Genomic DNA, 11,729 nt, shown 5'->3' on the forward strand with positions numbered 1-11,729 from the left:
AAGCTGGATTTTTTAAGAATATTGGCATAAAGGATGTGTGGGGAGAGTATTCTTAATCGTTCCTTAAGCGGTGGCAAGAAGTTCATGCCAATGGTTTTAAAAACTGAAAAGTATTTCTCGAAAAATTAAGAGAATAAAGAAGCAGCAACAAAATAACACGTTGAAAGAAATGGTCTATCATTCATGACAAATACTGAACAACAGAACCGCATGGCTAATGCTATTCGTTTTCTTGCAATTGATGCGATTGAAAAAGCAAATTCTGGTCATCCTGGTTTGCCAATGGGGGCAGCGGATATTGCTACTGTTCTTTATACAAAGTTCCTCGCTCATGATCCTAAAAAGCCTTGTTGGCCTAACCGTGATCGCTTTATATTATCGGCTGGGCATGGGTCTATGTTGCTTTATGCTTTGTTATATCTCTCTGGTTATGAAGATATCTCCCTTGAGGATCTCAAAAATTTTCGCCAAATAGGGTCGAAACTTGCTGGACATCCAGAATATGGCCATGTTGCCGGCATCGAAACAACCACTGGCCCTCTTGGGCAGGGGTTGGCCAATGCCGTGGGGATGGCTCTTGGTGAACGCTTGCAAAATGCACGCTTTGGTGATCTCATCAATCATTATACTTATGCACTTGTCGGGGATGGGTGTCTCATGGAGGGCCTTTCTCAAGAAGCCATTTCCCTTGCTGGTCATTTAAAACTCAATAAGCTCATTGTGTTGTGGGATGATAATAATATTTCCATCGATGGAAATATTTCCCTGGCTGACAGTACAGATCAGATAGCGCGTTTTAAAGCATCTGGTTGGAATGTATACAAAGTCGATGGGCACAGCCAAACAGCGATCGCGCGAGCCATTGAGGTAGCACAAGATTCCGATAAACCAACTTTGATCGCTTGCAAAACAACGATTGGCTTTGGAGCACCAAATAAAGCGGGGACTAATAAAGTCCATGGTGCTCCTTTAGGAACACGAGAAATTGCTGAAACTCGTATTGCTTTGGGGTGGGATGCTGAGCCTTTCGTTATTCCAGCTGATATTCTTGATGATTGGCGTTTGGCCGGTTTGAACGCCGCTAAAAAACGGCAAAAATGGGAGGCAAAACTGGAAAATCTTCCCATGTTAGAACGGATGGAGTTTGGAAGGTTGATGCGGGGCGATCTCCTAGGCGGGTTCGATGGTGCTATTGATGCTTATAAACAGCAACTCATAAAAGAGTGTCCTTTTGTTGCTACGCGTAAAGCTTCTGAAATGGCACTTGAAGTTATCAATGAAGCTGTTGTTGAAACTATTGGTGGTTCTGCCGATTTAACTGGATCTAATAATACAAAAAGCAGCCAGATGAAAAGTATAACGGCGGAAGATTTTTCAGGGCGCTATCTGCATTATGGGATTCGTGAACATGCGATGGGAGCTGTGATGAATGGGCTTACCCTTTATGGAGGCTTTATTCCTTATGGGGGAACCTTTTTATGCTTTTCTGACTATATGCGTCCTGCAATGCGTTTGTCTTCTCTCATGGGATTGCGCGTAATTTACGTAATGACCCATGATTCCATCGGTCTTGGTGAGGATGGTCCCACACATCAACCAGTGGAGCATTTGGCTTCCTTGCGTGCACTTCCCAATCATCTTGTTTTTCGCCCTGCTGATGCTATGGAGACACTAGAATGTTGGCAATTGGCTTTGAAGGCTCGCAAGACACCTTCTACCTTGGCTTTAAGCCGACAAAATGTACCGCTTTTGCGTCAAGAGTATGAAGAAGAAAACCTCTGTACGTTTGGTGCTTATGAATTACTAACGGCTAGTGATGATGCTCAAGTTGCTCTGTTTGCTTCCGGTTCAGAACTGCAAATTGCGGTTAAAGCACATGCAATATTAGAAGAAAAGGGTATTCCGACGCGTGTGATTTCTGTGCCTTGTTTTGAACTTTTTGCACAGCAATCTCTCTCTTACCAGCATGCTCTCATCGGCGATGCACCGATTAAAATTGCCATTGAAGCTGCTGTTCGGCAAGGATGGGATCGTTTTATTGGCTGTGATGGTGTGTTTATTGGCATGGACGGTTTTGGTGCGAGTGGAACTATTGATGCACTTTACGCGCATTTCGGTATCACTTGTGAGAATGTACTCGCTACCGTTGAAAAAGAGTTTGCAAAGATCCATAAAGAACATGTGAAATGACTGTATGCGTTGCAATTAATGAGTGTAGTCGTATTTGGCGCAATATTTTGTGCGCTATTGTAGAAGGTGGACGATAAAGTATTAAGGTTGTAGCAATTAATGACTTGGGATTGGTGGAAACAAATGCTCATTTCTTGTGCTACAAAATATCGATGAGGAAAATGTGAAATGACTGTTCGTGTCGCAATTAATGGGTTTGGTCGTATTGGGCGTAATATTTTGCGCGCCATTGTGGAAAGTGGACGCAAAGATATTGAAGTTGTAGCAATTAACGATTTAGGACCTGTAGAAACAAATGCTCATTTGTTGCGCTATGATTCTGTCCATGGGCGCTTTCCCAATCCTGTTCAAGTTATTGGTGATGCCATTGATGTCGGGCGTGGTTTGATAAAAGTCTGTGCAGAGCGTGATCCAGCACAATTGCCATGGAAGGCTTTGGATATTGATGTTGCTTTAGAATGTACGGGGCTTTTTACCGCACGTGACAAAGCCAGTGCACACTTAGATGCAGGGGCAAAGCGTGTTCTTGTTTCTGCACCTTCAGAAGGTGCCGATCTCACTGTGGTCTACGGGGTTAATCATCAGTTGTTAAGTAAAGAACATTGGGTTGTTTCTAATGCTTCTTGTACAACCAACTGCTTGGCGCCTGTTGCGCAAGTTTTGCACAATACGGTTGGAATTGAAAATGGTTTTATGACAACGATCCATTCTTATACGGGCGATCAGCCTGTGTTAGATACGATGCATCGTGACCTTTATCGTGCACGTGCAGCGACTCTTTCTATGATCCCTACGTCAACAGGGGCAGCAAAGGCTGTGGGGTTGGTCTTGCCGGAATTAAAAGGATTGCTTGACGGTGTATCGATACGTGTTGCAACACCGAATGTTTCTGTTGTTGATTTTACATTTACCGCTAAACGTTCCACAACGATTGAAGAAATTAACGCGGCTATTGGAAGTGCTGCGCGGGGGTCGCTTCGAGGAATTTTGGACTATACAGAGGAAAAGCTTGTAAGTAGTGATTTTAATCATAATCCGCATTCAGCCATTTTCCACAATGATCAAACAAAGGTGATCGATGGAAAGCTCTGCCGTGTTCTGGTTTGGTATGATAACGAGTGGGGTTTTTCAAATCGCATGGGCGATACGGCTGTAGCTTTTGCCAAGGCAATATCAATATAAAGAAAGGATCTTCTGATTCCCTTTTTATTTTTACAACAGAAAATCAAGGTGTATTCTTTTGAAAAATATGGTGCAGACCGTTTTTCGTGCGTTGAAAAGAAGCTGCCTTAAGTGATAGATGGTGTCTTCTGTTGCGTTTTGCTTTTGTGAGAGAATACGTATTTTAACGGCATGAAAGAGTAACATTTTAAAGAGTGAGTCGCTGAACAAGATCAAATTTGAGAAAACACAAATACAGATCTCTTTGCATACAAGTAAAGGAGTAGGTTGAGTGGGGAGAGAGTGAAACAGGTACGTTTTTATTTAAAACAACAGAATTGAAGAGGGGGTAGTGATGGGTTTTCGTACACTGGATGATGTTGATGTTGCTGGGAAACGTGTTCTTGTGCGGGTTGATTTTAATGTGCCAATGGAACAAGGAAAACTATGTGATGAGACGCGTCTTAAACGGCATCAAGAGACACTCGTTGAACTTCAAAAACGTGGGGCTAAGCTTATTCTCCTTTCCCATTATGGTCGCCCAAAGGGACAGGTGAAGCAAGAATTTTCATTACGCCCCGTTGTAGAAGTGCTGGAAAAAATAATCAATCATTCGGTGTTTTTTGCATCAGATTGTATTGGTCCAGAAGCTAAAATAGCGGTTGAGGCTTTGCAAAATGGTGATATTTTACTGCTTGAAAATGTTCGTTTTCATCCAGGTGAAGAAAAGAATGATGCTTCCTTTTCTGAGGCTTTAGCTCATAATGGGGATCTTTATGTCAATGATGCGTTTTCAGTTTCCCATCGCGCCCACGCTTCAGTGGAAGGAATAACACACTTATTGCCTTCTTATGCAGGGCGTTCTTTGCAATGTGAGTTGCGGGCAGTAGAAAAAGGGCTTGGCAATCCAATACACCCTGTTGTCGCTATTGTTGGAGGTGCAAAGGTTTCCAGTAAGCTTTTTGTGCTCAATAATTTAGTTGAAAAGGTTGATCACTTGGTGATTGGTGGAGGCATGGCAAATAGTTTTTTAGCAGCGCAAGGCGTTCATATTGGAAAGTCACTGTGTGAATATGCGCTAATGGACATAGTAAAAAAAATTATTGAAAAAGCGCGAGAGTGCCAATGTACGCTGCTGCTTCCTGTTGATGCGGTCATTGGGTTTCGCTTTGAAAAAGATGCGTCTCATCGCCTTTGCGATATTAGAGATATTCCAGAGGATGGAATAATTTTGGATATTGGTATGCACTCTATTGCGCAGATCAATGCAGTTATTAATGAAGCTTCTACCCTTGTTTGGAATGGACCTCTTGGCGTTTTTGAGATGCCTCCTTTTGATCAAGGAACAATTGCGGTTGCACGTCATGTGGCAGAACGTAGCTTGGCAGGGAAATTGGTTTCAATCGCTGGAGGGGGAGAGACGGCTTTTGCGCTTAACAAAGCCGGTGTTGTTCATGATTTTACGTATCTTTCGACAGCAGGAGGCGCTTTTTTAGAATGGATGGAAGGTAAAGTGCTTCCTGGTATTCTCGCCCTCATGCAGGTTTAAAGGATTTATTTGAAAGAAGTTTAAAGAAAAGCTGCATTTGTGTAGTTATATTTATGTAGGGTGTGTTGCTCACTTTTGGAAGTTAACGACAAGGTACAAGGTAAAGAGGAATTTGTTATGAACCAACGTCTTGAAGATATAGCACTTGCTCTAGTGAGTGCGGGTAAGGGTATTTTGGCAGCAGATGAAAGCACTGCGACGATTGGAAAGCGTTTTGAAAGCATTGGCGTTGAATGTAACGAGGATAACCGCCGCGCTTATCGTGAAATGCTTTTTACTACAAAAGAAGCTATGGAAAGTGCTATCTCTGGTGTTATCTTATTTGATGAAACTATTCGTCAAAAAGCATCTAATGGGCAAATGTTGACTGATCTTATTCATGATACAGGTGCCTTGATAGGAATTAAAGTTGATACAGGTGCTAAACCGTTGGCCGCTTTTCCTAAAGAAACGATTACAGAAGGGTTGGATGGACTTCGTGAGCGTTTAAAAGATTATTATAGTTTGGGAGCACGTTTTGCTAAATGGCGTGCCGTGATTGCTGTTGATGCACATACTTTACCAACAAGAGGGGCAATAAACCAAAATGCACAGGCTCTCGCGCGTTATGCTGCTTTATGTCAGGAAGCAGGAATTGTACCGATTGTTGAGCCAGAAGTATTAATGGATGGGCCATCACGCCAGCATTCACTTATGCGCTGCTTTGAGGTTACACAAGCTGTTTTACACGCTGTGTTTAAAGAATTATTTGAAGCGCATGTTCTTTTCGAGGGTATGGTTTTAAAGCCTAATATGGTGATCGATGGAAAGGATGCACGGAGTGCTTCTGTGGAAGAAGTGGCTGAAAAAACGGTTCAGGTTCTTAAACAGACTGTTCCTGCTGCTGTGCCAGGAATTGCTTTTCTTTCTGGGGGGCAATCCGATGAAGAAGCAACGGCTCATTTGTCTGCTATGAATGCTTTGGGAGCATTGCCTTGGAAATTAACTTTTTCTTATGGACGGGCATTGCAAGCGGCTGCTTTGAAGGCATGGGGTGGAAAAGGGGAAAATGTTGCTGTTGCACAAAAGGCTTTTTGTCATCGTGCACGGATGAATCATCTTGCTGCTTTGGGACAGTGGACAAAAGATCAAGAAAAATCGTATTCTTAAATAATAGCGAACCTTGTATAATGTGAGCCGTCGTATTAGCATTCATAGATGTTGTTTTTTTGAAGTCATACAAGCTGTTTTACATGCTGTGTTTAAAGAATTATTTGAAGCGCATGTTCTTTTCGGGGGTATGGTTTTAAAGCCCAATATGATGATCGATGGAAAGGATGCACGGAGTGCTTCTGTGGAAGAAGTGGCTGAAAAAACGGTTCAGGTTCTTAAACAGACTGTTCCTGCTGTTGTGGCAGGAATTGCTTTTCTTTCTGGGGGCAATCCGATGAAGAAGAAACGGCTCATTTGTCTGCTGTGAATGCTTTGGGGGAAGTGCCTTGTAAGAGTGATCTTTTCTTAATAGGCCGGTGTTGCGAGCGCCTTCTTTAAAGCCATTGATTTTTTATTATAAATAATAAATTTATGCTGCTTCAAAGAGGTTAAGATCCTCTATATTTTTCTGTTTTTATACACATTTTCCTCTAATTAATAAAACGTATTTTATCGTAAACTAAAGCTGGCAGGATAGGAAGATACAGCGTGCGGTTTATGGATCGTTTGTGTGCTAAGAGTTAAGAGAAAGTAGATAATAATTGGAAATTATACAAAGGTGCGGTGGTTTGTTTTTGCGTATGTTGATAAAATGGTGGGCCTTAGTGGAATTCATTTAGATCTATTCGTGAGGAATTTTATAAAATAGGATTGAAAGCCTATAAAGAAATATCTCCTTGAACAAGCTATTACTTTTCCTAAAAATTTTCTTAGTCTGCAGATTTTATGGGATGCGTTAGGAATTGCTTTGTGTATAGATGAAAATATTCATCTAGAAGCGGGAGTTTTCTGTTTTTTGAGGATATTTTCTGAAAATTATTTAAAATGGTCTCTACTTTTGTGTTTATTTTTAATCGGTTACAAGCTTTGACATGAGTGTTGATGCTTTTACAATGGCAGCTAAATAGAGGCAAAATATTATCCGGTGGACCTGCGATAGAGTTTTATGTTGTAGGAAAAACAGTAAAGGGAGCGTTGATTGATGATAGAATGGCGCACAGAGTTGCTTTCTTTTTTACTTTATCTGGTGGTAGGCGCCTCATATTTACTTTTATGAAGTTATAAGCCAGCCTCATCATTCTATTTATCTGCTTTTAGTGTTTTGTCTGCTCTTACATTCAGAAAATTCATAAAAGGGTGCGTTCCATTCATTATAAAACTGCTTTTCAGGTTACATGTTAAATCCTCTATTAGCTTGTTATGGAATTTTTTTATAATTTTTCGTAAGCGTGTTTAAAATAATGAAATATGACAAGATAGAGGGCACTGATTCAATATAATTAATAGGGATTTATTATTAAAATGAAGTGTTGCTATTTATCAGTGTTATTGGATTTTTTATAAAACTACAAAACATTAAAGCGCTTCTATGTGTTCAAACTATATTTGTGAAATGCATATAGCCAAGAGCGACTTAGATTGATGAGCGAGTGTGTGCTCTGCATGATTTTATACTGGGCAGGTATTATGTTTTTGCTTTTTGTATAATTAGCTAATTACAAAAACATAATTACCCCCTATTTTTTCTCAACATAAAAGAAGTTCTGCGTAAAACAAAGCATCTCATTCGCAATTTACTTCTTTCTCAGTTTTGGCCAGATTAATTGCTTTTAATGTACAATAATCTTACAAGAGATTTTCCATCATTTCTCAATGAGAGGCAAATTCTCATATACCAAGATTGCCAAAACGATTTTTGAATTTAGAAACGCGACCACCACGATCCACGAGTGTCTGAGATCCACCCGTCCACGCTGGATGAGTTGTCGGATCGATATCTAGATTAAGGATATCACCTTCTTTTCCCCAAGTGGAGCGCGTCTTATATTTGGTACCATCCGTCATAACAACGGTAATATTATGATAGTCGGGATGAATATTCGCTTTCATGCGTCAAACCTTTTGTGTATATGATACGAAGCAGCACTTACTCTTTTTTTAAGTGCGCTTCTTTTGTTTTTTGACAAATTGATTAAAACACTGTGTTCTATAACTGAGCGCATATCAAAAAACAAGTCTTCATGTACATCATTACATAAAGTGTGATGGACAATCCAACACAGTGAGCAAAAACCTATGAATCTTTTTAATCATTCAGAAAAAGCTGCAAAATCTTCTACTAAAAAACCTTCATTCTCTTTACTTGCGACTTTTGTCCCTTATCTTGTACGTTATCGCTGGTTTTTTGTTTTTGCCTTTCTTGCTTTGATTCTTGCTTCTTTTGTTACTTTGGCTTTACCCATTGCTATTCGCCAAATGTTTGATCATGGTTTTTCTGTTTCAAGTCATGGCAATATTAATTTTTACTTCGGTATTTTGTTTATGTTAGCTTTGCTTCTTGCGATTGCTTCAGCTTGCCGTTATTACTGTGTTATCACCTTGGGGGAACGAATTGTTGCTGATTTGCGACGTGATGTTTTTGCCCATATTATGCAATTGACTCCCGCGTTTTTTGACAAATCGCATTCTGGAGAACTTGTTTCACGGCTATTAACAGATACAACACAAATAAAATTGGCAGTTGGATCAACCGCTTCTACCGCTTTACGTCATTTGATTGTGGTAATTGGGGCAATTGTAATGATGGTTATTACCGATGCTAAATTGTCCTTACTTGTTTTGTTTGCCATTCCCTTTGTTTCTATTCCATTAGTTGTCTTTGGGCGCAAAGTTCGTACTCGTACACATGCTGCGCAAGATCGCTTAGCAGATGCCAATGCTTTAGCAACAGAAAAGATAAGCGCCATTCGCACTGTACAGGCCTTTACCGCTGAAAAATTTGTTTCTGCACGTTTTTCACAATTGGTAGAACGAGCCTTTCAAACAGCACGTGCTTCTGTGACCCTTCGTTCCTTTTTTACGGGTTTTGCAATTTTTCTGGTTTTCAGCAGTGTTGTTGCTGTTTTATGGATTGGATCCCGAGATGTTTTGAATGGCACCATGACTGGTGGAGAATTAGGTCAATTCGTCCTCTACGCAGTCTTTGGAGCTTCAACTTTTGCGCAATTATCGGAACTTGGAGCAGAATTAATCCAAGCAGCAGGCGCTGCTGAACGGCTTGCTGAATTATTGCAAGAACAACCTACTATTTTAGCCCCAAAAGTTCCTACACCATTGATCAAACCTATCCAAGGTGCAATTGTTTTTGACAAAGTTGATTTTACTTATCCTTCTAGGCCACAAGAAAAAATTTTGCGTTCTCTTTCCTTTTCTGTCGATGCGGGGGAAACCGTTGCTTTTGTTGGCGCTTCAGGTGCAGGGAAAAGCACCATTTTTTCTTTGATTCTGCGTTTTTATGATCCAACGAGTGGTCAAATTCGATTTGATGGTACTGAGATCAACCGCCTTTCTCTTAAAGATTTACGCAGTTCAATTTCTTATGTTCCGCAAGATGTTGCTATTTTTGATGGTACATTACGTGATAATATTGTGTTCGGTACTGAAAATATCACTGAAGAAAAAATCATCGACGCAGCTAAAACAGCTAACGCATTTGAATTCATTGAAACTTTACCAAATGGCTTAGATACAGAGGTAGGAGAACGCGGCACTATGCTTTCTGGCGGGCAAAAACAACGTATTGGTATTGCGCGTGCGATTTTAAGAAATGCTCCCTTGCTATTGCTTGATGAAGCAACGTCAGCCTTAGATGCAAACAGTGAAAAGTTGGTGCAGGAAGCTTTAGAAGGGCTTATGAAAAATCGAACGACACTAGTGATCGCTCACCGTTTAGCAACAGTTTTAAAAGCGGATCGCATTTTTGTTATGGATAAAGGGGCTCTTGTCGAAGAAGGGACACACGCCGAACTCGTTGCAAAAAACGGGATTTACGCTTATCTAGCAAAACTGCAATTTTCACTAGAGTAAGCACGCGTCATAAAGAGCAGCATCTTTTTAGCTCATTGTAGTTGGTTTGAAAAACCGCAAAAATGGCACTTCCGCATTGCCTTTTTAAAGAATATTTCTTTTGAGGTCTAAATGCCTTTTTTGAGGGTTCTTTCTAATTTGATACGAATGTGTTCATTGGCGGCGATGATACTTTTTTTGCGAAATATATCGTTACCGCCTTCTTTATCCGTAACAAAACCACCAGCTTCACGAACCATCAGCGTTCCAGCAGCTATATCCCAAATTTGCAGATTATTTTCCCAAAATCCATCTGTTCTCCCAGCAGCAACATAAGCTAAATCAAGAGCAGCAGCCCCAAAATGGCGCAGTCCAGCAACTTCAGTCATTACATTGCATAATTCGATAAGATATGCTCCATGATTGGGACGACCCAAATGAGGCATGCCCGTGGAAATGACACAATCTTCTAATTTTCGTCGCGCAGAAACCCGACAACGCCGATCATTAAAGAAGGCACCGCCACCACGTTCAGCGGTAAATAGCTCATCACTAATGGGATTATAAATCACACCAGCAGCGATTTTTCCTTGACTTTCCAAGGCAATAGAAACAGCAAAAAAAGGAATGCCATGAAGAAAATTTGTTGTGCCATCCAGAGGGTCAACAATGAAACGATGTTGTGAATCTTCACCAACAATTTCTTCGGATTCCTTCATCAGAAAACCAAATTTTGGTCGTGCTTTGCTCAATTCATTGAAAATAATTTTTTCAGCTTTGCGGTCTGCTTGGCTTACATAATTCGCTGGCCCTTTCAAAGATACTTGCAAATTTTGTACTTCACCGTAATCACGCACCAGAGAGCGTCCAGCTTTCATTGCAGCTTGAACCATGACATTCATGATTGCAGAATGAGCCATCTTTTGTTCCTTTATTTATCCTTTATCATTTGCACGACGCAAATAAATCAATTCATTGGTATCAACAATGACACGTTCACCGGCATTAATAAAAGGTGGCACAAGAATGCGAATACCATTTTCAAGAATCGCAGGCTTATAAGAGGCTGTGACCGTTTGCCCTTTTAGGGCAGGATCAGCTTCAGTAATCATTACGCTAACTTGATCGGGAAGTGATATGCCGATAGGCTTTTCTTGATAAAGTTCGACGGTGACAGTCATTCCATCTTGTAGAAAAGCAGCGCGTTCACCTACAAAATCTTTTTGCAATTCAAGTTGTTCATAGGATTGCGAATCCATAAAGACCAAAGCATCACCTTGTTGATAAAGAAAAGTAAAATCCTTTTGTTCAAGGCGCACTCTTTCAACTGTTTCAGCAGCACGAAATCGTTCATTGAGTTTTGTGCCATCGATCAAATTTTTCATTTCAACTTGATTAAATGCGCCACCTTTGCCAGGTTTTACGGCATTGCATTTAACAGCTACCCACAAGCTTCCTTGATGCTCAATCACATTACCAGGACGAATTTCATTGCCATTAATTTTCATCGTTTATATCCAATTTCATTTCTGCAAAAGAGTTTTCCTCTTAATCTTTAGGCTAATTCTCTTTGTTGTTTTGGTTGTAAGCTCTTTTGTTTTCTTTACTCTTTTTTATTCTTTGCAAAGAGAAAATCCCAGAAAGCCCCCCAAGAAAGAGCTTTTATGTATTCTTGCTTTTCAGCTCTTTGCAAGACCATAAAAACAGTTAAGACGCAAGTCCTTTAAAGGTTTGCACAAAGATTTTTGTAGGAATTTATTTATTTGAAACCAAGAATATTGTTTTTCTCAAG

The 11,729-nt window shown here is 40.4% G+C and carries 9 protein-coding genes and 1 pseudogene; 7 read left to right on the plus strand and 3 right to left on the minus strand.

Annotated elements, in window-relative coordinates:
- Positions 1–183 precede the first annotated feature (183 nt).
- From tkt to WCP76_RS01495, 6 genes and pseudogenes are all read left to right on the plus strand, one after another.
- Positions 184–2,190, plus strand: coding sequence for a transketolase (tkt, locus tag WCP76_RS01465; protein ID WP_336293920.1), 2,007 nt, complete (start codon positions 184–186; stop codon positions 2,188–2,190).
- A gap of 168 nt (positions 2,191–2,358) precedes the next feature.
- Positions 2,359–3,372 carry a type I glyceraldehyde-3-phosphate dehydrogenase gene (gap, locus tag WCP76_RS01475; RefSeq protein ID WP_336293921.1) on the plus strand — a complete coding sequence of 338 codons (1,014 nt, stop codon included), beginning with the start codon at positions 2,359–2,361 and terminating at the stop codon, positions 3,370–3,372.
- 334 nt (positions 3,373–3,706) lie between these two features.
- Positions 3,707–4,900 (plus strand): phosphoglycerate kinase, encoded by a 1,194-nt coding sequence (locus WCP76_RS01480; RefSeq protein WP_336293922.1) that lies wholly within the window; start codon positions 3,707–3,709, stop codon positions 4,898–4,900.
- 117 nt (positions 4,901–5,017) lie between these two features.
- Positions 5,018–6,049 (plus strand): class I fructose-bisphosphate aldolase, encoded by a 1,032-nt coding sequence (locus WCP76_RS01485; protein ID WP_336293923.1) that lies wholly within the window; start codon positions 5,018–5,020, stop codon positions 6,047–6,049.
- Between the two features lie 25 nt (positions 6,050–6,074).
- Positions 6,075–6,385 (plus strand): annotated as a pseudogene (locus tag WCP76_RS01490) (class I fructose-bisphosphate aldolase); the annotation flags it as partial.
- A gap of 588 nt (positions 6,386–6,973) precedes the next feature.
- Positions 6,974–7,156 (plus strand): hypothetical protein, encoded by a 183-nt coding sequence (locus tag WCP76_RS01495; RefSeq protein ID WP_336293924.1) that lies wholly within the window; start codon positions 6,974–6,976, stop codon positions 7,154–7,156.
- Between the two features lie 603 nt (positions 7,157–7,759).
- Here the strand turns inward: WCP76_RS01495 and rpmE are convergent.
- Positions 7,760–7,981: a 50S ribosomal protein L31 gene (gene rpmE, locus WCP76_RS01500; RefSeq protein WP_336293925.1), complete on the minus strand. Its 222-nt coding sequence runs from the start codon at positions 7,979–7,981 to the stop codon at positions 7,760–7,762.
- A gap of 186 nt (positions 7,982–8,167) precedes the next feature.
- Here rpmE and WCP76_RS01505 point away from each other — a divergent pair, with 186 nt between their 5' ends.
- Positions 8,168–9,958, plus strand: a complete 1,791-nt coding sequence (locus WCP76_RS01505; protein WP_336293926.1) for an ABC transporter transmembrane domain-containing protein — start codon at positions 8,168–8,170, stop codon at positions 9,956–9,958.
- A 107-nt stretch (positions 9,959–10,065) separates the two neighbouring features.
- Here the strand turns inward: WCP76_RS01505 and WCP76_RS01510 are convergent, their stop codons facing one another.
- Complete coding sequence (locus WCP76_RS01510) at positions 10,066–10,857, minus strand: inositol monophosphatase family protein (protein ID WP_336293927.1); 792 nt, start codon at positions 10,855–10,857, stop codon at positions 10,066–10,068.
- Positions 10,858–10,872: 15 nt separating this feature from the next.
- Positions 10,873–11,445 carry an elongation factor P gene (gene efp / locus WCP76_RS01515; RefSeq protein ID WP_336293928.1) on the minus strand — a complete coding sequence of 191 codons (573 nt, stop codon included), beginning with the start codon at positions 11,443–11,445 and terminating at the stop codon, positions 10,873–10,875.
- Between the last annotated feature and the right edge of the window lie 284 nt (positions 11,446–11,729).

The sequence above is a fragment of the Bartonella vaga genome, assembly GCF_037070895.1.
Lineage (GTDB): Bacteria > Pseudomonadota > Alphaproteobacteria > Rhizobiales > Rhizobiaceae > Bartonella.